At 70.2% G+C, this 23,271-nt stretch carries 24 protein-coding genes, 1 tRNA gene, 1 pseudogene and 1 riboswitch; of the genes and pseudogenes, 13 read left to right on the forward strand and 13 right to left on the reverse strand.

Going from position 1 to position 23,271, the window contains the following annotated elements:
* Window positions 1-167 precede the first annotated feature (167 nt).
* On the forward strand, window positions 168-2,366 hold the full coding sequence (locus NMK34_RS00380) for a (Fe-S)-binding protein (protein ID WP_318331756.1): 2,199 nt from the start codon (window positions 168-170) through the stop codon (window positions 2,364-2,366).
* Window positions 2,367-2,432: 66 nt separating this feature from the next.
* Here NMK34_RS00380 and NMK34_RS00385 read toward each other — a convergent pair whose 3' ends face one another.
* Entirely contained in the window at window positions 2,433-3,110 is a 678-nt protein-coding gene (locus NMK34_RS00385) for a GOLPH3/VPS74 family protein (RefSeq protein WP_318331757.1), read from the reverse strand.
* Between the two features lie 82 nt (window positions 3,111-3,192).
* Here NMK34_RS00385 and NMK34_RS00390 point away from each other — a divergent pair, with 82 nt between their 5' ends.
* The 3 genes from NMK34_RS00390 (at window position 3,193) to NMK34_RS00400 (ending at window position 6,678) form a co-directional block, all read left to right on the forward strand.
* A complete protein-coding gene (locus tag NMK34_RS00390) occupies window positions 3,193-4,500 on the forward strand; it encodes a hemolysin family protein (RefSeq protein ID WP_318331758.1) in 1,308 nt (435 codons plus the stop codon).
* On the forward strand, window positions 4,493-5,497 hold the full coding sequence (locus tag NMK34_RS00395; protein WP_013283320.1) for a hemolysin family protein: 1,005 nt from the start codon (window positions 4,493-4,495) through the stop codon (window positions 5,495-5,497). The genes NMK34_RS00390 and NMK34_RS00395 overlap by 8 nt, the downstream gene beginning before the upstream one ends.
* Window positions 5,498-5,667: 170 nt before the next feature.
* Window positions 5,668-6,678 carry a C40 family peptidase gene (locus tag NMK34_RS00400; protein ID WP_318331759.1) on the forward strand — a complete coding sequence of 337 codons (1,011 nt, stop codon included), beginning with the start codon at window positions 5,668-5,670 and terminating at the stop codon, window positions 6,676-6,678.
* Between the two features lie 65 nt (window positions 6,679-6,743).
* Here the strand turns inward: NMK34_RS00400 and NMK34_RS00405 are convergent, their stop codons facing one another.
* Window positions 6,744-8,777, reverse strand: a complete 2,034-nt coding sequence (locus tag NMK34_RS00405) for a peptidoglycan recognition family protein (RefSeq protein ID WP_318331760.1) — start codon at window positions 8,775-8,777, stop codon at window positions 6,744-6,746.
* A 238-nt stretch (window positions 8,778-9,015) separates the two neighbouring features.
* Window positions 9,016-9,150: riboswitch (cyclic di-AMP (ydaO/yuaA leader) on the forward strand.
* Between the two features lie 13 nt (window positions 9,151-9,163).
* Between NMK34_RS00405 and NMK34_RS00410 the strand changes: the two genes are divergently transcribed.
* Window positions 9,164-10,195: an NlpC/P60 family protein gene (locus NMK34_RS00410; protein WP_318331761.1), complete on the forward strand. Its 1,032-nt coding sequence runs from the start codon at window positions 9,164-9,166 to the stop codon at window positions 10,193-10,195.
* A 64-nt stretch (window positions 10,196-10,259) separates the two neighbouring features.
* On the opposite strand, the gene dcd is transcribed toward NMK34_RS00410, so the two are convergent.
* Window positions 10,260-10,838: a dCTP deaminase gene (gene dcd / locus NMK34_RS00415; RefSeq protein WP_043327610.1), complete on the reverse strand. Its 579-nt coding sequence runs from the start codon at window positions 10,836-10,838 to the stop codon at window positions 10,260-10,262.
* 78 nt (window positions 10,839-10,916) lie between these two features.
* Here dcd and NMK34_RS00420 point away from each other — a divergent pair, with 78 nt between their 5' ends.
* Window positions 10,917-11,462: a pyridoxamine 5'-phosphate oxidase family protein gene (locus NMK34_RS00420; protein ID WP_318331762.1), complete on the forward strand. Its 546-nt coding sequence runs from the start codon at window positions 10,917-10,919 to the stop codon at window positions 11,460-11,462.
* A 68-nt stretch (window positions 11,463-11,530) separates the two neighbouring features.
* On the opposite strand, the gene NMK34_RS00425 is transcribed toward NMK34_RS00420, so the two are convergent.
* Entirely contained in the window at window positions 11,531-12,523 is a 993-nt protein-coding gene (locus NMK34_RS00425; RefSeq protein WP_318331763.1) for a zinc metalloprotease, read from the reverse strand.
* Window positions 12,524-12,791: 268 nt separating this feature from the next.
* On the opposite strand from NMK34_RS00425, the gene NMK34_RS00430 reads away from it, so the two are divergent.
* Window positions 12,792-12,865 (forward strand) — tRNA-Gly (locus NMK34_RS00430).
* Between the two features lie 51 nt (window positions 12,866-12,916).
* Here the strand turns inward: NMK34_RS00430 and NMK34_RS00435 are convergent.
* The 6 genes and pseudogenes from NMK34_RS00435 to NMK34_RS00460 form a co-directional block, all read right to left on the reverse strand.
* Window positions 12,917-14,065, reverse strand: a complete 1,149-nt coding sequence (locus tag NMK34_RS00435; protein ID WP_318331764.1) for a tyrosine-type recombinase/integrase — start codon at window positions 14,063-14,065, stop codon at window positions 12,917-12,919.
* Window positions 14,055-14,267, reverse strand: coding sequence for an excisionase family DNA-binding protein (locus NMK34_RS00440; protein ID WP_120574191.1), 213 nt, complete (start codon window positions 14,265-14,267; stop codon window positions 14,055-14,057). The genes NMK34_RS00435 and NMK34_RS00440 overlap by 11 nt, the downstream gene beginning before the upstream one ends.
* Window positions 14,268-14,369: 102 nt before the next feature.
* Window positions 14,370-15,863: a replication initiator gene (locus tag NMK34_RS00445; RefSeq protein ID WP_318331765.1), complete on the reverse strand. Its 1,494-nt coding sequence runs from the start codon at window positions 15,861-15,863 to the stop codon at window positions 14,370-14,372.
* A complete protein-coding gene (locus tag NMK34_RS00450) occupies window positions 15,860-16,096 on the reverse strand; it encodes a hypothetical protein (RefSeq protein WP_318331766.1) in 237 nt (78 codons plus the stop codon). Before NMK34_RS00450 ends, NMK34_RS00445 begins: the two co-directional genes overlap by 4 nt.
* Window positions 16,093-16,437 carry a hypothetical protein gene (locus NMK34_RS00455; RefSeq protein ID WP_318331767.1) on the reverse strand — a complete coding sequence of 115 codons (345 nt, stop codon included), beginning with the start codon at window positions 16,435-16,437 and terminating at the stop codon, window positions 16,093-16,095. The genes NMK34_RS00450 and NMK34_RS00455 overlap by 4 nt, the downstream gene beginning before the upstream one ends.
* A 988-nt stretch (window positions 16,438-17,425) precedes the next feature.
* Window positions 17,426-17,509, reverse strand: a pseudogene (locus NMK34_RS00460) (IS5/IS1182 family transposase); the annotation flags it as partial.
* A 26-nt stretch (window positions 17,510-17,535) separates the two neighbouring features.
* On the opposite strand from NMK34_RS00460, the gene NMK34_RS00465 reads away from it, so the two are divergent.
* Together NMK34_RS00465 and NMK34_RS00470 are read left to right on the forward strand one after the other, a co-directional pair.
* Window positions 17,536-17,880, forward strand: coding sequence for a hypothetical protein (locus tag NMK34_RS00465; RefSeq protein ID WP_412098839.1), 345 nt, complete (start codon window positions 17,536-17,538; stop codon window positions 17,878-17,880).
* 1,109 nt (window positions 17,881-18,989) lie between these two features.
* Entirely contained in the window at window positions 18,990-19,241 is a 252-nt protein-coding gene (locus tag NMK34_RS00470) for an e9imm peptide (protein WP_318331768.1), read from the forward strand.
* A gap of 58 nt (window positions 19,242-19,299) precedes the next feature.
* Here NMK34_RS00470 and NMK34_RS00475 read toward each other — a convergent pair whose 3' ends face one another.
* A complete protein-coding gene (locus NMK34_RS00475) occupies window positions 19,300-20,037 on the reverse strand; it encodes a hypothetical protein (RefSeq protein ID WP_318331769.1) in 738 nt (245 codons plus the stop codon).
* A gap of 114 nt (window positions 20,038-20,151) precedes the next feature.
* On the opposite strand from NMK34_RS00475, the gene NMK34_RS00480 reads away from it, so the two are divergent.
* The 3 genes from NMK34_RS00480 (at window position 20,152) to NMK34_RS00490 (ending at window position 21,385) form a co-directional block, all read left to right on the forward strand.
* Window positions 20,152-20,694, forward strand: a complete 543-nt coding sequence (locus NMK34_RS00480) for a hypothetical protein (protein WP_318331770.1) — start codon at window positions 20,152-20,154, stop codon at window positions 20,692-20,694.
* A 79-nt stretch (window positions 20,695-20,773) separates the two neighbouring features.
* Window positions 20,774-21,136 carry a dihydrofolate reductase family protein gene (locus NMK34_RS00485; protein ID WP_318331771.1) on the forward strand — a complete coding sequence of 121 codons (363 nt, stop codon included), beginning with the start codon at window positions 20,774-20,776 and terminating at the stop codon, window positions 21,134-21,136.
* A 21-nt stretch (window positions 21,137-21,157) separates the two neighbouring features.
* The gene (locus NMK34_RS00490) at window positions 21,158-21,385 is read left to right on the forward strand and encodes a dihydrofolate reductase family protein (protein WP_318331772.1); all 228 of its coding nucleotides are present in this window, start codon (window positions 21,158-21,160) and stop codon (window positions 21,383-21,385) included.
* Here the strand turns inward: NMK34_RS00490 and NMK34_RS00495 are convergent.
* Both NMK34_RS00495 and NMK34_RS00500 read right to left on the reverse strand, forming a co-directional pair.
* Complete coding sequence (locus NMK34_RS00495) at window positions 21,364-21,870, reverse strand: GNAT family N-acetyltransferase (protein WP_318331773.1); 507 nt, start codon at window positions 21,868-21,870, stop codon at window positions 21,364-21,366. The two genes, NMK34_RS00490 and NMK34_RS00495, sit on opposite strands and share 22 nt — an antisense overlap.
* Window positions 21,871-21,879: 9 nt before the next feature.
* Entirely contained in the window at window positions 21,880-22,275 is a 396-nt protein-coding gene (locus NMK34_RS00500; RefSeq protein ID WP_318331774.1) for a VOC family protein, read from the reverse strand.
* An 88-nt stretch (window positions 22,276-22,363) separates the two neighbouring features.
* On the opposite strand from NMK34_RS00500, the gene NMK34_RS00505 reads away from it, so the two are divergent.
* Complete coding sequence (locus tag NMK34_RS00505; protein WP_318331775.1) at window positions 22,364-23,257, forward strand: LysR family transcriptional regulator; 894 nt, start codon at window positions 22,364-22,366, stop codon at window positions 23,255-23,257.
* Window positions 23,258-23,271 lie beyond the last annotated feature (14 nt).

Here is a 23,271-nt window from a genome sequence, read left to right on the forward strand (position 1 = left end):
CCACCCCGGCGTAGGTCACGCCACGCCGCCCCTGCACGGCGCTTCGACGCCGCTCCACCTATGGTGTGCGCAGGGCGGCGTGGCCTGGTGCGAGAAGACTCACGTTACTGCTGGGTAACCTTGCGCGTAGGCTGCACGGACAAGCAGCAGACCGGGAGGCCAACTCGATGGGCAGCGTCCAGATCGTCACCACGATCCTCGCGGCCGCCATCACCGCTGTTGCGGTGTGGCTTGCGGTGCGCGCGGTCATGAAGATGACCGCGGTCATCCGGCTCGGCCAGCCCGCGCCGGAGCGGTTCGGCGACAAGGGCGCGCGTACGAAGAAGATGCTGGTGGAGACCGTCGGTCACACCCGCATGCTCAAGTGGAGCGTGGTCGGCGCCGCCCACTGGTTCGTGATGGTCGGCTTCATCGTGCTGTCGCTGCTGGTGCTGGAGGCCTACTTCGAGGTGGTCTCCACCGGCGGCGGGCTGCCGATCATCGGGCACTGGACGATCTTCGGCCTGGTCACCGAGTGGATCGGCATCCTCGGCCTGGTCGGCATCGGAGTGCTGATGGCGATCCGGCTGCGCAACCGGCCGGGCCGCGCGGAGAACCGCTCCCGGTTCACCGGCTCGACCATGTGGCAGGGCTACTTCGTCGAGTGGGTCGTCCTGCTGGTCCTGATCTTCGGGTTCGTGATCCGCGGCTTCAAGGTCGCCACCGACCACTTCGAGTACCCGGTCTGGGCCGCCCCGCTCAGCCACGCGGTCGGCTCGGTCCTCCCGAACTGGGAGGCGGGCGTCAGCGTCGCCGCGCTCATCAAGATCGCCATCTCGATGACCTGGCTCATCGTGATCTCGCTGAACGTCACCATGGGCGTGGCCTGGCACCGCTTCCTGGCCTTCCCGAACATCTTCTTCAAGCGCGACCCGGAGAAGCCGGCCGGTTCCGGCCTGGGCCCGCTGCGCCCGATGACCAGCGAGGGCAAGCCGCTGGACTTCGAGGAGGCCGACCCGGAGAAGGACCAGTTCGGTGTCGCCCAGGTCGAGCAGTTCAGCTGGAAGGGCCTGCTCGACTTCAGCACCTGCACCGAGTGCGGTCGCTGCCAGTCGCAGTGCCCCGCCTGGAACACCGGCAAGCCGCTGTCGCCGAAGCTGCTGGTGCTCAGCCTGCGTGACCACGCGTACGCCAAGGCGCCGTACCTGCTGGCCGGTGGCGGCAAGGACCTGACCGGCGAGGAGAAGGCCACGCAGGAGCAGCTGGCCGGCGTGGACGTGCTCGCCATGGCCGAGGCGGACCGGCCGCTGATCGGCACCGCCGAGGAGGGCGGCGTCATCGACCCGGACGTGCTCTGGTCCTGCACCACCTGCGGCGCCTGCGTCGAGCAGTGCCCGGTCGACATCGAGCACGTGGACCACATCGTCGACATGCGCCGCTACCAGGTGCTGATCGAGTCGAGCTTCCCGTCCGAGGCCGGCGTCATGCTGCGCAACCTGGAGAACAAGGGCAACCCGTGGGGCGCCCCGCAGAACACCCGCGAGGACTGGACCAAGGGCCTCGGCTTCGAGGTGCCGCGCGTCGGCGAGGTCGACGACTTCGAGTACCTGTTCTGGGTCGGCTGCGCCGGCGCGTTCGAGGACCGGGCCAAGAAGACCACCCGCGCGGTCGCGACGCTGCTCAACGAGGCGGGCGTCAAGTTCGCCATCCTGGGCGAGGGCGAGACCTGCTCCGGCGACCCGGCGCGGCGGATCGGCAACGAGTTCGTCTTCCAGATGCTCGCCCAGCAGAACGTCGAGACGCTGAACGAGGCGTTCGAGGGCCGCGAGAAGAGCAAGCGGAAGATCGTCGCCACCTGCCCGCACTGCTTCAACACCCTGGGCAACGAGTACGGCCAGCTCGGCGGCGAGTTCGAGGTCGTGCACCACACCCAGTTGCTGGCCCACCTGGTCAGCGCCGGCAAGCTCACCCCGGTGCAGCCGGTCGACGGCGGCGTGACCTACCACGACCCGTGCTACCTGGGCCGCCACAACCGGATCTTCGCTGCCCCGCGCGAGGTGCTCGGCGACTCGATCCAGGGCGAGCTGACCGAGATGCCGCGTAACAGCGAGCGCTCCTTCTGCTGCGGTGCCGGCGGTGCCCGGATGTGGATGGAGGAGAAGATCGGCAAGCGGATCAACGTGGACCGGGTCGAGGAGGCCATGTCCACCGGGGCGAAGACCATCGCGGTCGGCTGCCCGTTCTGCTCGACGATGCTGAACGACGGCGTGAACGGCAAGGGCGCGGGCGAGCAGGTCGAGGTCGTCGACGTGGCGAGCGTGCTGCTGCGCTCGGTCAAGCCGGAGGCCCCGGCCGGTGAGCCGGAGGTCGCGCCGGCCGCGAGCTGAGGCGTACCCCGGCAGGAGCCGGACCACGACGGCGGCGGCACCCGAGCGGTGCCGCCGCCGTCGCGTTCAGCTGGTCGTGGTGGTCATGATGGCGGCGCTCGTCCCGGCCGTCATCGCGACCATCAGCGCGGCCTGCATCTCCTCGATCGCCTTCTTGGTGGCGGCCGACGCCCAGTCGCCCGCCGCGATCTCCTCGATCCGCGCCTTGACCCGCTGCTTGGGCAGCTCGCGGAAGATCCTGCGGTCCAGGCCGACCGCGCGGGTCAGCGTGAGCAGCGCGGCGGTCCGGGCGTCTACCGGGCCGTCGGTGGTGAGCGCGGTCGTCATCCGTTGCCGGGCCGCGGTCTCCACCGCCGGCTCCGCGCCGGTCGGCGAGGGATAGCGGGTACGCGGGAAGACCAGCAGCACCCGATCGGACTCCCGGCGCAGCACCCCGGCGTCGACGAGGCCGCCGAGCACCCGCTCCGGCAGGCCCTTGGCGAGCTTGCCGATCCAGTCCTTCGGCTTGCGGGGGCGGCCGGATCCCACAGTCGCCAGCGCCTCGTCCAGCAGGGGCACACCGGTCGGGGCGGGATCGGTCACCACGAGCCGCTCGTCCGCCACCTCCACCCGGCCGGCCAGGGCCAGTTCCAGCAGGACCGCCCCGGCGAGGCCGTAGCCGAGGTGCGGACTGCCGAGGCGGTTGACGCCGTCGTCGTCGTACGCGAGCAGGACCAGTTCGTCGGTGAGCAGCAGACCGTCCATGCACACCACGCTACGGGGGGTCCACCATCGGCGTCCGCGTGCCACAATCACGCGCATCGACGGCCTTCTGCTTCTGACGCTGTTGCCACTGGTCGGTTTCGTGCTGCTGACCGCCGGCAACGCCTTCTTCGTCGCGGCCGAGTTCGCCCTGGTCACCGTCGACCGGGCAGAGATCGACAGGCGGGCCGACGAGGGCGACGGCCGGGCCGCCACGGTACGCCGCGCGCTGCGCGAACTGTCCTTCCAGCTCTCCGGCGCGCAGCTCGGCATCACGCTCACCGCGTTGCTCACCGGCTACCTGGCCGAGCCCGCCCTGGCCCGGATCTTCGCGCCGCTGCTGAGCCCGCTCGGCGGCGCGGAACGCTTCTCCGGCCTGCTCGCGCTGGCGCTGGCCACGCTCATCTCGATGCTGTTCGGCGAGCTGGTGCCGAAGAACCTCGCGCTGGCCCGCCCGATGCCGGCGGCGCTCGCCACGGCAGCGCCGATGCGGGCCTTCTCCCGCACGTTCGGCTGGCTGATCCGGCTGCTGAACGAGTCAGCGAACCGGCTCGTGCGCCGCCTCGGCGTGGAGCCGCAGGAGGAACTGGCGAGCGCCCGCTCCCCGGAGGAACTGGGCCTGCTCGCCGCCATCTCGGCCCGGGCCGGCGCACTGCCGCCGGACACCGCGATGCTGCTGCGCCGCACCATCCGTTTCGGCGACAAGCGGGCCGCCGAGGCGATGACGCCCCGGGTCGACGTCACCGCGTTGCGGGCCAGCACGACCGTCGCCGAGCTGCTGGAGGCGTCCCGGCGGACCGGCCGCACCCGGTTCCCGGTCTACGAGGAGACGCTCGACCTGGTCACCGGCGTCGCCGGGGTGCCAGACGCGCTTGGCGTGCCGCTGGCCCGCCGCGCGGCCACCACTGTCGCCGCCGTGGCCCGGGAACCGGTGTACGTCCCGGAGAGCCTGAACCTGAACGGGGTGCTCGCCGCGCTCAAGGCCGCCGGGGCGGACCTGGCGATCGTGGTGGACGAGTACGGCGGCACCGACGGCGTGGTGACGGTGGAGGATCTGGTCGAGGAACTGGTGGGCGAGATCGCCGACGAGTTCGACCCGGACGCGGTGGACGGCTTCGGGCCGGTGGAGCTGACAGTGCCCGGCGGCGAGCGGACCGTCCTGGCCGACGGTGTGCTGCGCGCCGACGAACTGGTGGAGCAGACCGGGTTCCGGCTGCCCGACGGGCCGTACGAGACGCTCGGCGGGTTCCTCATGGCACGGCTCGGCCACATCCCGGTGCCGGGCGAGACCCTCGACGAGGCGGGGTACGAGTTCACAGTGGTGGAGGTCGACCGGCACCGCATCGAGCAGGTGCGGGTGGTACGCCCCGAGGAGCCCGACGACGGTGCCTGAACTACTCGTCGCGGTCGGGTTGCTGCTCGGTAACGCGTTCTTCGTGGGCAGCGAGTTCGCGCTGATCGCCTCCCGCCGTACGGTCATCGAACCGCTGGCGGCGACGTCGAAGCGGGCCCGGCTGGCGCTGGCGGCGATGAACCAGATCCCGCTGATGATCGCCGGTGCGCAGCTCGGCATCACCGTCTGCTCGCTGGGCCTCGGCGCGATCGCCGAGCCGGCGCTGGCGCACCTGCTGGAACCGGCGTTCGCCGCGCTGGGGCTGCCCGCCTCGGCCGTACATCCGGTGTCGTTCGTCATCGCGCTCGCGGTGGTGGTGTTCCTGCACACCGTGGTCGGCGAGATGGTGCCGAAGAACATCACGCTCGCCGGGCCGGAACCGTCGGCGCTCTGGCTCGGCCCGGCCATGCTGGCGTTCTGCCTGGCCACCAAGCCGCTGCTGCTGGCCATGAAGTGGGCGTCCCGGCAGGTGCTGCGGTGGTGGCGGGTGGAGGCGACAGACGCGGTGAAGACCGTGTTCACCGCCGAGGAACTGGCCGGGCTGGTCTCCCAGGCGCGTACCGAGGGGTTGCTGGACGCCGAGGAGCACGCCCGGATCACCGGCGCGCTGGCCCTGCACAGCCGTACCGCGGCGGACGCGCTGCAACCCTGGTCCACTGTCACCACTGTGGCCGAGGACGTCTCACCGGCGTCGCTGGAGGTGCTGGCGACCCGTACCGGCCGGTCCCGCTTCCCGGTGGTGCAGCGGGCCACCCGCCGGGTGCTCGGTTTCGTGCACGTCAAGGACGTGCTCGGGTACGCCGGCGCGAGCCGCCGGGCACCGGTGCCGGCCGAGATCTACCGGCCGCTGGCCGTGGTGCCGCCGGACCGTACGCTCGCCGATCTGCTGCTCGCGATGCGCCGCGAACGCCGCCACATGGTGCTGGTCAGCGACGGACGCCGGCCGATGGGTGTGGTGACACTCGACGACGTATTGACAGCCATCGTCGGGAGATGAATTGAATACCCTTGGTGTGCAACCGATTGCGGATACGTGATTGAACAAACGGTCGCCTTGATTCCATCGGACGCCTTCCCTAATGTGAGGCACCGACCGCTGTGGGTCGTCTGCCTCGACCTTCCCTCTCGCGAGGCGCCCGGCGGTCGGTTGCAAAGGAGTCCGTGCCGGTGGCAACCACGCCCCCTCAACGTCACGCCCCGAGCGCTCCACCCGGCCGGCGGGCCGGGTTCCGACGGGTGGTACGCGGTCTGGTCACCCTGGTCGCGGCCGCCGCGGTCGGCGCCGGAATGCTGACCGCCCCGGCGCACGCGGCGCCGTCGGTGGACGAGATCGACGCGCAGATCGACAAGCAGTGGCAGCAGCTCGAACCCACCATCGAGCAGTTCAACAAGGTCCGCTCGCAGCTTCGCGCCAACCAGAAGAAGTCCAAGGCGCTGAAGGACAAGATGGTGCCGCTGGAGCTGGCCTCCACGCTCGCCATGAACAAGGTCGGCGACATCGCGGCCCGGTACTACATCCAGGGCCCGTCGCAGGAGCTGGGCGCGCTGCTGGTGAACTCCAAGCCGGGCGCGCTGGCCGAGCAGCTGGTCATGCTGGACCGGATCGCCGAGGACCAGCGCCGCCAGATCGCCGGTGTGCTCAAGGTGCGCGACGAGTACAACAAGCAGAAGGAGAAGCTCGACGCGCTGATCGCGCTGGAGACCAAGCAGCAGAACGACCTCGCGGCGAAGAAGAAGCAGATCGACTCGGAGATCAAGCGGCTGACCGCCATGCTGCCGGTGACCTCGATCCGCCCGGCCGGCTGCCCCGCCGTCGACGGCGTGGTGAGCAGTGCCGCGCGGACCGCCATCAAGACGGCGTGCGCCCAGGTCGGCGACCCGTACGTGTGGGGCGCCACCGGCCCGAACTCGTTCGACTGCTCCGGCCTCACCCAGTACGCGTACAAGGCGGCGGGCATCTCGCTGACCCACTTCACCGGCGCGCAGTGGAACGAGGGCCGCAAGGTGTCCCGCTCCGAGGCGAGACCGGGTGACCTGGTGTTCTTCGGTTCCGACCTGCACCACGTCGGGCTCTATCTCGGCAACGGGGTGATGGTGCACGCGCCACGGACCGGCAAACCGGTCCAGGTGTCGAGCATCAGCACCCAGCCGCTCGCCGGCTTCGTCCGGGTCGCCTGACCCCGGTCACACGGAGAGGCCCCCGGTCCGCAGGGACCGGGGGCCTTCGCGTTCTCGCGGGAAGGTCAGCGTGGCGTGCCGACCGGGGACGGCATGACCAGCACGTCGTCCAGGTTCACGAACATGATCCGGTGACCGAACTGGACCTGCACGTAGCGGTTCTTGCCGCGGACCACGGTCCGGTCACCCGGGGCCGAACCGTCGAACGAGACCGCCCGGTAGTACTCGCCGGGCAGCACCCCGCCGACCGCGTACCGCTGGCCGGCGGCGAACGTGTACTGCAGCGGCGAGATGGTCTGGTACGGGATGGTGTCCGGGTAGGCGGCCTGCTCCGGGTAGGCCCGCCCGTACACCGGGATGGTGGCCTTGCCGGGCCGCGGGGTCACCACGAAGCCGGTGGCCCACTTGGCGGTCGGCGCGGACGCCGGGTTGAGGAACCACGCCTTCTGGCCGAGGTACCAGATCGCCGTCCAGTCACCCTGCCGGCCGGCGAGCGCGTACGTCTGACCGGCGGAGGCGCGGGCGCCGTGGTCGGAGATGTACATGGTGTCCGGCGTACCGTCCGGGCGCAGCCCGAGGTCGTTGACGAGCGGGGCGTCCGGGCTCGGCGCGGTCCGCAGGACCACCGCGGAGGAACCGCGCGACGGGCACGGCTCGGCCGGCGGCCGGGGCGTCGGGACGCCGGGCGGCTGCTGGTTGCAGCCGGTGAACGCCGGCCGGTTGGTGGCGAAGTCCGGGTCGATGGTGACCAGGCCGGTACGGGGCGTGCCGGTGCTGCGGAACGGCGCCTTCATCAGGTCGAAGTAGTGCGACCAGTCCCAGTACGGTCCCGGATCCCAGTGCATGCCGCCCACGTTGGCGGCGGTGATGCCGGGCACGTTGTCGTGGCCGATGATGTGCTGCCGGTCCATCGGGATGCCGAGCTTCAGCGCCAGGTGCCGCACCAGCTTGGCGGAGGTGCGGTACATCGCCTCGGTGTACCAGGTGCCCTGACCGGCGAAGCCCTCGTGCTCCAGGCCGATGGACTTGGCGTTGACGTACCAGTTGCCGGCGTGCCAGCCGACGTCCTTGGTCTTGATGTGCTGGGCGATGTAGCCGTCCACCGAGCGCAGCGTGTAGTGCCAGCCCAGGTAGTCGGCCCGCTTCACCAGGTCGACGCTTGGGCCGAAGTAGCCCTCGGTGTCGTGGATGACGATGTACTCGATCTTCTGCTGCTTCGGCCGGTCGGCCAGGTCGTGGTTGCCGTAGTCGCCCGGGTCGTCGCTGAGCTGCTCGTACGGCGCCGGAATCCACTCGCAGGCCAGCCGTACCGGACACTCCAGCCCGTCCGGCCGCTCGGCGTTGCGCAGGCCGAGGCGGGCCAGCCGGGAACGGTCCGGCGTCGCGGCGGTGGCGGCGAGCGTGACCCGCTGGCCGTCGTCGGTGGTGCGGCTGGCGCCCTGGCCGAGCTGGTCGTAGACCTCGTCGGCGAAGGCCGCCGCGGCGTCGGAGGTGTCCGCGCCGGAGTACCGGGCCACCGCGCCGTACCAGGCCGCCGGGTCGGTGCCGGCACCGACCGGCCCACCCAGAGCCTTCTGGTACGACGCCAGCAGCGCCGCGCCACCGCGGATGTTCGCGGCCGGGTCGGTGCGCAGCGTGCCCGCGTCGAGCCCGGTGAGCGCGGCGGCGGCGGCGAGCGTCTGGAGCGAGGCGGGCGGCAGCGGGGTCTCCCGCTCCGGTGCGGCGGCGGTGGCCGGGTCGAGCTTCAGCGGGCGGGAGTCGTCGCCGCGCGGGTCCTCGTCCTCGTCGACGTGGGCGCTGCCCGGCATGGCGAGGATGTGCGCGGCGTCGGTCAGGTGCATCGGGCCGTAGCCGCCGCTGGTGCTCGGCTGTCCGGTGTGGGTGTCCCAGCGGGACTCCAGATAGGAGACACCGAGCAGTACGTTCTGCGGCACGCCGTACTCGGCCGCGGCGGCGGCGTACTGTTGTTGCCTGTCGCTCGCGGGCGCGGACGTGTCCGGCGCGGCGGTCACCGGGCCGGTCGTCGCCAGCGCGGTGGCTGTCGCCACTGCGGCGGCGAGCAGTATCCGTCTGCCCGACGGCGGGGCGGAGAGGTGCATCGAACCTCCTGGACAGGGATGGGGGTCACTGCGTCTCCACCCTCACTCCGCACACCCGGGAGGGTCAATACCTTTCCAGCGAGTAATCAGTCTTGAAAGAAAACTTCACCTCCGCCCTGGGTGCGGCCCCGCATCGCGTACGGAGTGTCACGGCGCTGGAAGTTGCGGATCGATAACGGTGGTCCCTACTCTGGTGAATCGTCGGCCGCACGTCTCACCGTCCAACCCGGTCGGTGACGGTCCGACACCGCCGAGTCGCCTCCGGGCGAGCCGGGGAACCAGGTACCTGGGGTGAATCCGCAGCGATGCGGTAGGGCGGCTCCCTTCCCGCCCGAATCCGTCAGCTAACCCGGTAGGCGGTACGGAAGAAGGAGTACGGACGCCCGGTGGCACTCCATGCCCCGCGGCCGTCGTCGAACCGGTCGGTCGACCGGTCCACGGCTGTGCCGCGTACCCGCTGGTCCCGCTTCACCACAGCCCTCGCCGCCCTCGTCGGCACCGCAGTCGTCCTGACCGGCGGCGCCACGGCGGCACACGCCGAACCCTCGGTCGCCGAGATCGAGGCCCAGATCGACCGCGACTGGAACGAACTCGAACCGGTCATCGAACAGGTGAACGCCGTACGCGAGCAGCTCGCCGCGCGGCGCAAGCAGGCCGACGCGCTCGGCCGGCAGATCGCACCCCTCCAGGCCCGGGTGGACGCCGCGCTCGGCCAGGTCGGCGGGCTCGCCGCCGACGCCTACAAGGGCGACAACCTCTCCACAGTGAACGCGCTGCTGGGCAGCCGCTCGCCCGGCGACCTGGTCAACGGCCTGGAACTGCTCGACCGCTTCGCGCACCGCCAGCACGAGCAGGTGCGCTCCGTCGCCGCGCTGCGCGATGAACTGGCGGCGAAGAAGAAGCCGCTGGACGAGATGATCGCCGGGCTGGCGCGTACCGAGGCCCAGCTCGCGGCGAAGAAGAAGCAGATCGACGCCGAGATCGCCAAGCTGGAGAAGCTGCGGCTGAAGGTGTACGGCAAGGGCGGTGGCGGCCCGCTGCGCCCGGCGCCGTGCCCGGCCGGCTACCCCGGCGGCCCGGCCGGAGCGGCGGTCAAGTTCGCCTGCGCCCAGATCGGCAAGATCTACGTCTGGGGCGCGGCCGGACCGGACCACTTCGACTGCTCGGGCCTCACCATGGCGGCGTGGGCGAAGGGCGGCGTCTCGCTGCCGCACAGCGCACGCCAGCAGCACGGCGTGACGAAGCGGATCAGCCGGGCCGAGTTGCGCGCCGGTGACCTCGTCTTCTACTACGGCGACCTGCACCACGTGGCGATGTACGTGGGCGACGGCTGGGTGGTGCACGCCTCCCAGTCCGGCAAGCCCATCACCATGAAGCGGGTCGACGACGGCGACATCAACAGCTACGGCCGGGTGTAAGGAAGGGCCCCCTCTTAACGCCTCCGGTAGAGGAGGGGGCCCCTATTAACAGCCGCGGGCGCCGTCAGCGCGTCGGCCAGGTGCGCCAGCTCTGCCAGGACCGGCTCGGCGTCGGACCGCGCTGCCCCTGGTAACGCGAGCCGTAGACGGCCGAGCCGTACGGGTGCTCGGCCGGCGAGGAGAGCCGGAAGATGCAGAGCTGCCCGATCTTCATGCCCGGCCAGAGCGTGATCGGCAGGTTCGCCACGTTCGAGAGCTCCAGCGTGACGTGACCGGAGAAGCCCGGGTCGATGAAACCGGCTGTCGAGTGGGTCAGCAGCCCCAGCCGCCCCAGGCTCGACTTGCCCTCAAGCCGGCCGGCGAGCTGGTCACCCAGCGAGATCACCTCGAGCGTGGAGGCGAGCACGAACTCGCCCGGGTGCAGCACGAACGGCTGGCCCTCCGGCACCTCCACCATCGAGGTCAGGTCGTCCTGCTGGACCGACGGATCGATGTGCGTGTAGAGGTGGTTGTTGAAGACCCGGAACAGCCGGTCCAGGCGTACGTCGATGCTCGACGGCTGCACCAGCGTGGGCTCGAAGGGCTCCAGCGCGAGCGTGCCGGCCTTGATCTCGGAGATCAGGTCGCGGTCGGAGAGCAGCATCGGAACACCATAGCGACCGGTACGGGTGACCTGCGTGTCGCACTACATCTTCGTACACGTGTTCGATAGAGTGTCCACATGGCTTCCTGGTCCGAATTCGCCGCCGACGAGCCCCGCCTCGCCGGCGAGATCCGCCTCCTCATGCAGCAGTACGGGCCGGGCTTCGGCTACCTCGCCACGGTCCGCGCCGACGGTGGCCCCCGCGTCCACCCGGTCTCCCCGGTGATCACCGCCGACGGCCTCTGGTGCTTCGTCATCGACTCGCCGAAGCGACGCGACCTCGAACGCGACGGCCGCTACGCGCTGCACTCGTTCCCGCCGGAGGAGAGCGACGACGAGGCGTACATCGCGGGGCGCGCACGGCCGGTGACCGACCCGGCCACCGTGACGCGGCTGGCCCGGATCGCCCGCGCGTCGCCGCAGGGCGACTGGCGGCTGTTCGAGTTCACCGTCGAGGTGGCGATGCTGACCCGGCGCGACCCGGTGGCCCAGCCCGGCGCCGCCCCGCCGCAGGTGCGGGTGTGGCTCGACCCCCGCGGCGACGCGCCGGCCCGGCGCGACCCGCTCGCCGCCGACGGCCGGCGCGGCCGACACGGCTTCGACACCCGCCGCCCGGCCGCCTGACCCGGCCCACGACGAACGGTGCCGGCCCCGTCCGAGGACAGGGCCGGCACCGGTACGCGGTACGACGGTCAGGCTGCGCGGTAGGCGTTCCACGCGGTGAGCATGCGGCTCGCCTGGCCGGCGGTGAACTGGTACATGCAGGAGTCGTACGTGTAGTCCATGAAGTTGGTGATCGGGTCCTTGCCGGCGGTCGAGCAGGTGTCGCGGCCGGTCGGGCACTGGTACGCCGGGGACGCCTCGGCCGGGGTGTCGGAGACGCTGTCGCCCGAGCCGGAGCAGCCGCCCTGGAAGGTGTGGTAGAGGTTCAGCCAGTGGCCGACCTCGTGGGTGCCGGTGTCACCCTGGTTGTAGTTGGTCGCGGTGCCGCCCGGCAGCGACTCGTTGAGCACCACCACGCCGTCCATCTTGTCCAGCGTCCGCTTCGGGAAGGTCGCCCAGCCCAGCAGGCTGTCGCTCAGCTCGCCGAGGTAGATGTTCAGCGTGTTCTTGCCGCCGACGCGCAGCGACGTCTTCATCGAGCGCTCGGCGGAGGAGCCCTGCACGATCGGGTACCACGACGGGTTCGTCACCCGGTTGATCTTCGTGAGCTGGAACCCGAACGCGGTGGCGGCGCCGCCGGTGGAGCCCGCGTACGCCTGGTTCAGCACGGTGATCTGCTGGTTGATCATCGAGTCGGTGATGTTGCCGCCGGCCCGGGTGCTGTTCTCCTGGATGACGTGCACGACGACCGGGATCGTCACGGTGGCCAGCGGGGCGACGGCGCCGGTCCGGAAGCCGGCCCGCTCGCGCTGCGCGGCGGCGAGGTCGGCCTCCCGGTCCTTGACCTGCTTGGCGGTCAGGTGGTTGGGGTCGAGCTTGGCGTTGCCGCCCTTCGCGACGCGGGCGTTCGCGTGCTCGTCGGCGTGGGCGTCGGCCGGCTCGGCGCAGACGCCGCCCGGGGCGGCCGAGAAGGCCGAAGCAGCGGGGACGACACCGACGGCGGCCGTGCTGAGCAGCAGCGCGAGGGTCGACGTCGCGACACCGGCGGTACGCCGGGTCAGCAGGTTGGGACGGAGTCCCATGGGCCCACCTCTTTCTGACGGCGTGGCAGGGGGTGTGTCACGCCGGTTCGGAAACGTGGGGCAGACGTTACATCCCATCGACGCATTTGAGAACGCCCATATGTTTCCGACGTGCAACTTCGCGCCGGCCGGCTCCGGTGAGTGCTTGATCCACTCCAGTTCGGGGAAGTGGCGGGGTCAACCGCCCGCCGATGCCGCCACCTCGCCGAGGTGGCGCGCGCACCTGACTGCACGGGCGTGGTGACCTTCAGGTAGAGTGGTGCCGCCTGCGGGTGTAGTTCAATGGCAGAACATCAGCTTCCCAAGCTGACAGTGCGGGTTCGATTCCCGTCACCCGCTCCAGCGTGAGGCCCCAGCTCAGGACAGGTTTCCTGGCTGGGGCCTCAGTTGTTGCTACCGCTTCTTGCGCTGGCCGTGCCCGCTACGTGCCCGATCACGGCCATTCTTGATCTGCTCGCTGAGCCCGCTCGCGATGTGCTCGTCGCGCTCCTTGGTGGTGTGCTGGTAGATCAACGCCGCGCGAGTCGAGGCGTGACCCATCCTGGCCATAAGGTCGGCCAGGCTCGCCCCGGTCCGCGAGGCGAGGGTGTTGCCGGTGTGCCGCAGGTCGTGGAAGTGGAAGCCGGGTAGGCCGACCGCCGCCACGGACATCCGCCAGTTGCTGGTGCGCTGAAAGTTGGAGCGGCGTAGTACCGCGCCGGTCGCGCCGGTGAAGACGAGCGCGTCCTGGTCCTCGTCGACGAAGTCGTTCAGGTGGATGCGTACCTCGCGGCGGATCGCCGCCGGGATGGTGACGGTTCGCAGTCCGGCATCGGTCTTGGGCGGGCCGAAAGTCAGGGTGCCGTCCTGGCGCTCGACCAGAGTCGCGCGGACCGTCAGGGTCCGACAGCGCGGGTCGAAGTCGCGACGGCGCAGGGCCACCAGCTCTCCGTAGCGGAGGCTGGCGAAGGCGGCCAGCAGGATCAGGACGCGAAGGCGTCCGGGAACGATGTCGGCGAGCTGGAAGACCTGGGCGACGGTGGCGGTCGGCCGCTCCGTGGGCCGTTCGATGCCCGCGCCTTGGATGCGGCAGGGGTTGCGCCGGATCAGTTCGTCGTCAACGGCGGTGTTCAGTACGGCGCGAAGAAGGCGGTACGCCTTGGCCGTCATGGTGGTGCTCACTCCATCAGCGAGGAGGTCAGCACGCCAGGCCCGGACGACGCCGGGGGTCAGGTCGGTGAGTAGGCGGGCACCAAGGCGAGGGGCGATGTGCTTGGCGCGCAGCCAGCGGTAGAGGTCGACCGTTCGGGGCCGGAGGTTGGGCCGTTGGTCGATCCACTCGGTGAGGTAGTCGCCCAGGGCGACGCGGCCGAGGTCGGGGTTGCGCCAGGTGCCTCGGAGGATGTCGGCTTCGACGGCGGTGAGCCAGCGGTCGGCGTCGGTCTTGGTGGGGAAGGTGTGGGGTGCGGGTCGGTCGGTGCCGTTGGGGTCGCGGTAGCGGGCTTGGAAGCGGCCGGACGGCAGTTTGCGGACGCGGCCGAAGCGGCGCTTCTTAGGCGGCATAGCGGCTTTCTCCCTTCGTGTAGGTCAGGACGGGTCGGATGGGTTCGACCCGGGCTTGGTGGATGTAGTCGGTGAGGTCGGCGGGGTCGAACCGGACGTACTTGCCGACCTTGTGGAAGCGGATGCGTCGTTCGGCTACGAGGCGGCGGATGAAGCGGACGCCGGTGCCGAGGCGTTGCGCGGCCTGTTCGACGGTGAGCAGACCGGTGGTGTCGGCGGGTTCGGTCAAGGGCAGGGCTCCTTTCGTCGGGCGGGTGTTGACACGTACGTGTCAAGCAGGGGTGGGTTGGTTGACACGTACGTGTCAGCCGTGGATTTCGCGGAGGGCTTCGCGGGCGGCTTCTGCTCGTTCGCGGGCCATGGCGGCGGCGGTGTTGGCCAGGAGTGCGTCGCCGGTGGTGAGCCATCCGGAGCCGGTGTAGGCGAGGGTGTTGATGACCACCGTGGTCTCGGCGTCGTCGTCCTGGTCCTGGTCGTGGTCGACGGTGCGGCGCCACACGACGCGGGCGTCGCGCAGGATGCGGAAGGTGACGGAGTAGCGGCGGCTTTTGGTGAGGAAGTGGCCGCCGAAGCCGAGCATGTGCGCCCACCGGCGTAGGCGGGTCCAGCCGTGTGCGCTGCCGAGGGTCCAGGCGGCGTCGATGAGGCGTTCGGGGTGGGTGCCGTCGGGGTTGGCGTACAGGTCGATGGTGTCGCCGTTGAGTCGGCCGCAGGCGTGGCCGGTGGCTTCGGTGCTCTTGGTGGCGTACTTGGCGAGGTAGGCGGCGACCATGGCGTCGGTGATGTCGCCGTCCCCGGCGATGCGGACCGGGCGGATGTCGGCGTAGCGGCCTTTGCCTTCGTCACCCCAGCCGATCGGCCACCCTGCCGGTTGGTGCGGGTGGGGATCGGTGGTGAAGCGGGTGGAGGCGGCGGCGTGTTCGACGGCGGCGACGAGGTCGAGCAGGCCGAGCGGTGCGGGGGGCGGGACGATCGCACCGGGGCAGTCGGGTTCGATGCCGTCGAGGCGGATGATGACGTGGTAGTGCACCACTCCGCGGCGCTGCATCTCCGCGACCTTGCCGTACGAGAGGCGGATCGAGGCCGCGGGGAGCCCGAACGCCCGAGCCGTCTTCGTGAGGTGCCGTCGGATGGCGATGGTGGTGCGCCGCCACAGTTCCCCGGCGGCGTGGTTGAACACGACCTGGGCGTGGTGGTCGTAGCAGTCCAGGCACAGCGGCGTCCCGAGCGCCTTCTCATCGGCCGCGTGCAACCGGCCGCAGCGCAGGTCCACACCGTGCGGGCACAGGGCTTCGGTGCGACGGGGGCGGCAGGGGATGGCCTGGCCGGTCTTGCTGGTGCGGCGGGCGTGCACCACGCCGAAGCTCGGAGCGGTCAGCGTGACGAACACGGCCGGGTGGCCGGCCACGGCGGTGGGGACGCCTTTGCCGCCGATCAGCCCGGCGCGGATGAGCTGGAAGGCGTCGCGGCGGTAGACCTCGGCGCAGGAGGGGCAGACGGCGGCGCGGCGGTTGCCGCACGGCTTGTAGATCTGCCCGTCCGGCATGTCCTCAGTCGACGCCAACGCGATCAGTTCCCCGGTGGCGGGGTTGATGGTGGCGGACTCGCCGGTCAGCCGCACGGGGCGGGTGCAGGCGGCGGCCGGGCGCACGTGGTCGAGCCAGGCGAAGTAGTTCGGGTCCTGGGCGCGGAGCCTGCCCGTGTCGGCGGCGTCAACGGCCCGGCGGGTGAAGACGTGGGGGTGTGGTCCCGGGCGACGGAGGCCGCCCGGGAGCACAGGTGTAGCGGTTACCGTCACGCGGCACTCCGCGCGTCGGTGGTGGTGGGTAGCTCACCGAAGATGCGGGTGAGCAGAGCGGCGTAGTAGCCGGGCACCTGGGCGCGGTGGTTCTCCCACAGGAACAGCAGACGCACGAGCAGATACACCTGCGGCAGGGTGATCCCGTCGGAGTCGGCCAGGATCTTCATCCGGCCGATCAGTTGGGTCGGTTCCCAACCCCGCGACAGACGAGCCAAGCGCAGCGGACTCACGCCGCCACCTCCGACGAGGCAGTGGTCGTGAGGGCCTGCTGCCACGCGGTCAGAGCGGCATCCGAACGGGTCGCCCGCCGGTGCATCCGCTCGAACTTCGCCGCGAGCGCCATCGCGTCGCCACGGTGGTCGAGACCGGGAAGCAGCGCCTCCCACTCCCGCCACTGGCAGCCGTCCAGAGCGGCCTTGATGCGGGCACCGATGTCCCGCACCGTCGACCAGCCCAGGGCCTCGATCTGGTCCCGCACAAGGCGGGCCATCTCGTCGTACGACAGGTTCCAGTGCGTCGACCAGCGGGCACCAGCGGCGAAGAACACCGCCTGCAACTCCCACTCGGTCACAGAACCCAGATCAGCAGGTGCCGACGCCTCACGGACCGACGGCAGATGGAACACCTTGGCAGACGCCGCAGGCGTCTCACCGGTAGGAACGGCGCACGAGACAGGGACAGAGGACGGGACGGGGACGGGGTTGGTGACGGGTCGCGGTCCAGGAGCCTCAACAGGGGTCGAAGCAACGAGCGAGCCGGAAAGCCCAGAGCTGGGCACGGAGGCCGCGCGTGCCGAGGTGTGATGACCCGAGGCAGCAGGAACAGGGACGCGGGTACGCTGAACAGGCATCGTGTGGTCCTTTCGACAGGTGACCGATGCGCCGGCCTCAGCGGGTGCCAGCCCGCTGGGGCCTCTTCTTGACCAGACAATACCAACTGAGTTGGCATTGCTCCAGACCTACGATGAGGTCCGCGTGTCAGCCAACGATGACCTTGAGGCACAGAGAACGACAGATGTCACTGTGGGGACAGGAAGAAGTCCCCTCCCTTGCCCCCGCCTCTGCGGGCAATACTGGCCATATGAGCGAGCGCGGGATCGAGGACGACGGGCGGCCAGTCTGGGCGAGTCGGCTACGCGCGGAGAGAAGCGCGCGAGGGTGGTCTCAGGGGGAAGCAGTACGAGCGCTGCGGGCTAACTCGCGGGACGCGCTTCCTAGCGACAGCACGCTGGTCAGGAACTGGAAGCGGTGGGAGTCCGGGGGCTCGGAACCGGATGCGTTCTACAAGGCGCTCATTGCCGAGACGTTCGGCACGGTCACTGCGGCCTTCTTCCCGCCTCAGGTATCGCGCGACGCTGACAGCGCGCTGCTCTCCGGGGCGGGCATGGAGACGCTGGAGATCCTGGCGCGGGTCCGTGCATCCGACGTCTCGCCCGCCACCCTCGACGCCCTGAAGATCACCGCCGACCGACTGTGCTGCGAGTACCCCTACGCACCCTCGGACCAGCTCTACGCCGAGGGGCACGCATGGTTGCGTCGTGTCACTTCATTGAGCCATTTTCATCCTGCGTGGCGGTCGGCTTCGACGCGGTGCAGGACGAGGATGGCCTGCACGATCGCGGTCGCTCGGCGTGGGCAGCAGSKCRGYGAGCTGAAGATCGCGGACGTCGGTGGCGGCCACCGGGCGGTCGAGGACCTCGCGGACCGAGTTGTTCCAGACCGGCAAAGGCCAGGTCGGCCTGGACCACTACCAGGTCCGCGGCTGGACCAGCTGGCACCGCTTCATCACCCTGGCCATGCTCGCCCTGGCCGTGCTGACCATCCTCGTCGCCCAGCAACCCGACGCCAGCCCGGAGATCATCGCGCTGACCGTCGCCGAGATCCGCCGACTAATCAACGCCTTCGTCCTGGCCGCAGCACTACCACCAGAGCACACCCTGCACTGGTCGATCTGGCGGCGAACATCCCAAGCCCGAGCCCGCCGATCCCACTACCAACGCAGACAGGCCAAGTGACGTTGGAGTATTAAGGCGCGGCTTGAGGGGTATGCCATCAGTCATTGCGACTTTCTAGCAGGCCGCACCAGTGTCTCGTGCGGTGGCGCGCGCCATTGGTGAGAACTTTCTATACGTCTTCAAGGCGGCCCGCTTCGCAGGCCGCGCACGCCGCCGAACCTGGGCCGGGCCTGTCGGCCCGCCGCGTTGCCTCTGGCCTTCGGCCGCCGGCACGCGGTGACAGCCCGCCGGCGGCGCGACATACGAAGAAGCCCCGGGCCGCCATGGTCGATGGCAGTTCCGGGGCTGTGATGGCAGACGAGACACAGACAGTGCCTCCGGCGGGGCGCTCGGGCGCTCCGGGATGGTGACGCCACCCCGGCACCCTTCATCCGGGGCGAGCCGATCAGGTGGAGGCCTGCCCGGTCAAGGTCGTTCAGACGTAGGGTGCTCCACCTTGACCGGGCAGGCCTCCACCTGATCCACGGTGTGCGGACGAAGGCCGACGGGATGGCTATGAAGGCGACGACTCAAGCGGTCGGGGTGGTGGCGGCAAGGTTTTGGCCTCACCGCCACCACTAGGACGCGCGTCAGCGGCGACGAAGCACCCGCCGCGACCCGGAGAACGCCTCAGCGATCTTGGGCAGATCCTCTCGCCGAGCGCGGTGAGCGACGTAGATCCAGAACGCCGACCTGCCAGCCGCAGCCACAGCGAGAGCGATGGCCAACGGGGTTCCGATTTCGGGCAGCACCGATTTCCCCTCCTTAGGGGCTCGGCGCTTATCCCGAGAGAATTAGGTGGGCTGACCGTTGCCCGCGCCCCGGGAAGGCGCATGACTTGGTTGGAACTGCCGAAGTAAGGTCAGAGCCAGTCTACCTGGCCGGAACCGGAGGCCCCGTCCGTGCCCGGTCCGTGCCCGATGAGCCGGTCAGCAGGGGACAACAACGGCCTGCTGCCAGTGCCTCACGTGATCCGGGGCCAGGTGCAACGAGCACTCATCACCAGGATCAACCCGATTCCCAAGCTGACAGTGCGGGTTCGATTCCCGTCACCCGCTCCACGCGAGAGGCCCTGGTCAGGACGTGAGTCCTGGCCAGGGCCTTCGACGTTCCGTAGCCTCCGCTCCGAGGTGAGCGAACTGGCAGCAAAGCTGACCCGGGACGAGGCCGTCGCCCTCGTTGAGCGGATCATGAGTGTCGACTACGCGGACGACGATGAGTTGGGCGGCTGGCTGGACCAGCTTGAGCGAGATCTGGTCTGCCCAGACGGCTTTGTCTCCGGCCTGATCTACTGGAGCGACGCCGAGTTGACGGCTGCCGAGGTTGTCGACCGGGCCTTGGCCTACCAGCCGATCCAGATGCGGTCCGCGCCATGGACGTAGCCGTCGCCGGGGCTCTCACCGCTTCGTGCCATGAGCATCGGGCGCGTCATCACGAGGGCTATTCGTCCCACCGATCGGCGTAGGGCAGGCTGAGCAGGCCGATGTGATCGAGCAGGTCGCTCGACGCGTCGTGCTCCCGCAGTGGGGCGGGCGCATGTCGGATCACCCACAGCGACAGCGCGGCGCCCCACGTGTCCTCGTTGTGCCAACTCGACCAGGGGAGCCGGTCGCCCAGCAGGTCGTCCATCCACTCCTCCACGGCCGTGACCAGCCGTCGCCGGGCCACCGCATCGGCCACCGACTCCGTCCAGACAGCCAGCCAGGGGGTGAGCTTGCCGGTGGTCTCGGTGACGAGTTCCAGGGCCTCGTGGGCGGGCACCTTCGCATCGGGCTCGACCAGGACGTGCAGCCACCAGGCGTCCAGGAACCGCCGCAGGGCGTCGCGCTGCCCTTTGGGCCATTCCTGCCAGCGGGCGCGGGTGAACAAGTACCCGAGACTCTCCATCCCGGCCATCGGCATCACTCGGCCCGCCACGAGGCTCCTGGTCAGTTGGGGCAGGATCCGGCGCAGCAGCGGGCCGGGATAGCGCCAGTCCGTGGTCCAGTACGTGCGACGGAGCAGGTCCTCATCGAGGGGCACGTCCGGCGTCTTCAGCAGTGCCAGTTCCTCCGCGCTGCCCCAGTGGCACTCGCAGTTGGACTCCTGCCGGTGCGCCGTCATGCCCTGGAACGTGGCGGCCACACCCGCCAGCGCCTTCTCCAGGAGGTCGCTTACCTCAGTCCGATCGGGGATCATGGCGAGTCCGCCTTCGAGGACTCCGGAGGCTACGCCTGCCGAAGAGAATGATCTTACGGTGAAGGTGAGGTGGGACGTGCACCCGACCAACGATCATCTGCCGGAGGAAGCCGAATGACACCGAATGCTCCGCCGACTGTGGATCGACTCGCCGGCCTGTTCGACTGGGACGGGTCGGCGGAGACGGAGATCGACTGGCCGGCTCTCACCGAGGCGGCAGGCCATCCCTTTCCCGAGGACTACCGACGCTTCGTCGAGCGCTTTCCACACGGCAACATCGGCTTCCTGGAAGTGCTTCATCCTTCCGACTGGGGCGTACCGGAATTCCTCCGGTACGCGCGGAACTGGCATCACGTGATGAACGAGAGGGCGGAGACAGGAGGTTTCCCGTACCACTTCGGCACCTCACCGGGAGACCTCCGGGTCTGGGGAGCCGTGAACCTCGACTATCTGCTCTGCTGGCACCTGGACGACGGTCCGCCCGAGCAGTGGCCGACGGTGGTCTGCGATACCGCCCTGATCGACCCGCCCGAGCCCTACGCCGGCACTGCCACCGGATTGCTTGTCGAGATCGCGGAACTGAGGAACCCGGTGCCGTTGATCGGGTACGTCACGGAGATCGACGGATTGCCCTTCAGGCTCGTCCGGCACGAGTAGATCGGCTCGGTGGCGGCGATGAGTTGCGGGTCGTTGACGGGTCTGACGGGGGACGAGCGGAAACCGGAGGAGCGGACCCATGGGCAAGCTGATCGTGACCGAGTTCCTGACCCTCGACGGCGTGGCGCAGGCGCCCGGCGAGCCCGACGAGGACCGCGAGGGCGGCTTCAACCACGGCGGCTGGCAGATGCCGCTGCTCGACGACGCGTCCGGCGCGGTGATGTTCCAGCAGGCCAGCAGCATGGACGCGCTGCTGCTGGGCCACAAGACGTACGACATCTTCGCCGGCTTCTGGCCGAAGGCGCCAGCGGACATCCCCTTCACCGGCCTGCTGAACGGCGTGCCGAAGTACGTGGCCAGCCGCACTCTCACCGAGCCGCTGGCCTGGGCGAACTCGTCGCTGGTGTCCGGTGACCTCGCCGAGCGCGTCACCGAGATGTAGGCCCGCCACGACGAGGTCCACGTGATCGGCAGCCTGGACCTGGTGCAATCGCTGCTGCGCCCCGGCCTCGTCGACCGGCTCAACCTGTGGGTGTACCCGGTGGTGCTCGGCACCGGCAAGCGCCTGTTCGGCGAGGGGACGGTGCCGAGCGCGTTGCGGCTCACCGAGTCGGTCACCCACGCCCACGGCACGCTGCAACTGACGTACGAGCCGGCCGGAGCGCCCACCTACGGGGACGCGGCCGCGTAGGACGCGCCGAGGTCGAGCACGTGCCGCAGGCCGGGCTCCCCGTCCAGCTCCACCCGATGATCCGGCACGAAACCGGCACGCTTGAGCACCGCCAGCGAGGCCGGGTTCGCCAGCGCCGCCGAGGCGACCAGCCGGCGCAGTCCGTACTCGGTGCGGGCCAGTTCGCAGACGCGCCGTACGCCTTCACTCGCGAGCCCGCGCCCGGCGGCGCGCTCGGCCACCCGGTAGCCCAGCTCGGCGCTACCGCCTGCGACGTCGACCAGGTTGAACCGCCCGAGCACGGCGCCGTGGTCGCCGACCAGCACGTGGAAGTGGCAGGTGCCGCGTTCCTGCTCGTCCAGCAGGGCCGCGTGCCGCGCGGCGTACCCGGTGAAGAAGTCGTCGCCCCGGTCGGGGACGTACCGGGCGAAGTACGCCCGGTTCTCCCGCTCGAACCGCAGCACGGCGGGTGCGTGGTGAGCGGCGAGTCGTTCCAGCTCCGGCATCGGAACAGGTTAGGCGTCGGCCGGGTAGCAGCGCAGTTCGATTGTGTTGCCGTCCGGGTCGCTGACGTAGATCGAGGTGCCGGTGCCCCGTGCCCCGAACCGCGGGACCGGGCCGGTCAGCACGGTGAACACCCCGGAGTCGACCACCCGCTGCCAGTCGACCGGCTCCACCACCAGGCAGAAGTGATCCACGTTGGACTGATCCGGACCGCCGCGTAGAAGGTCGATGATGGTGCCGGCGTCGACGCGTACGGACGGGAACGGCACCTCGCCGGCTCGCCACCTGTCGACCCGCACCGGGGCCAGGCCGAGCGTGCCGCAGTAGAAGTCGAGGGAACGCTCGACGTCGCTCACTGAGAGGACGAGGTGGTCGAAACCGGTCACCGTCACGAGATGGTTGTGCATGCCGTCAACCCTGGTCCGGCGCGCCGTCCGGACCAACCCCGATCCGGACTACGATCGTTGACCCGCAGGCAACGACGGAGGTGCTCCGGTGCTGGAGCGGTACGAGGTCGAGACGTTCCTGACCCTGGCCGAGGAACTGCATTTCGGGCGGACCGCCGAGCGGCTGCGGGTGAGCACCGGCCGGGTCAGCCACGTGGTGCGCAAGCTGGAACGCCGCATCGGCGCGCCGCTGTTCGAGCGGACCAGCCGGGTCGTCCGGCTCACCCCGATCGGCGCCCGCCTGGCCGAGGAGATGCGCCCGTTGGTGGCCGGCATCGAGGCGGCTGTGCAGCGGGCCGTCGACGCCGGGCGCGGGCTCACCGGTGAGCTGCGGGTGGCGTACGTGGGTGAGTCGACAGCTCCGGTGCTGCTGCGCGCGGTGGCCCTGTTCACCGAGCGCCACCCGGACTGCGAGGTGCACGTGCACGAGGCGCCGCTGGCCAGCACCCGGTCGAGTCTGCTGGACGGCACGATCGACGTGCTGATCGCCTCGTACCCCTTCGACGGCATGGCGAACGGCCCGGTGCTGCTGCGCGAGCGCCGGGTGCTCGCGGTGGCCGCTGATCATCCGCTGGCGGCCGAGGAGTCGGTGTCGCTGGAGGTGCTGGGCGACCATCCGGTGGTGCAGTACCCGGCGGTGACGTCGGCCGCGTTCAAGCAGGACCGCACGCCGGACCGCACCCCGTCCGGCCGCCCGGTGCCGAAGGGCCCGGTGGGCGGCAGCTTCTCGGAGATGCTGGCGCTCGTCGCGATGGGGCGCGGGGTGCTGCCGGTGGGCGAGCAGGCCCGGCAGTTCTACGCCCGCCCGGACGTGGCCTACGTGCCGATCCACGACGCGCCGCCGATCTGTCGCGGTCCGGTGTGGCCGGCCGGGAACAGCACTTCCCGGGTACGTGAGTTCGTCCGCGCGGCTGCTGACGCCAACCCGCTGCCGCCGGACTGACCTCGTCGTACCCG

This window comes from Micromonospora sp. BRA006-A (genome assembly GCF_033433935.1).
In the GTDB taxonomy this organism is placed as follows: domain Bacteria; phylum Actinomycetota; class Actinomycetes; order Mycobacteriales; family Micromonosporaceae; genus Micromonospora; species Micromonospora aurantiaca.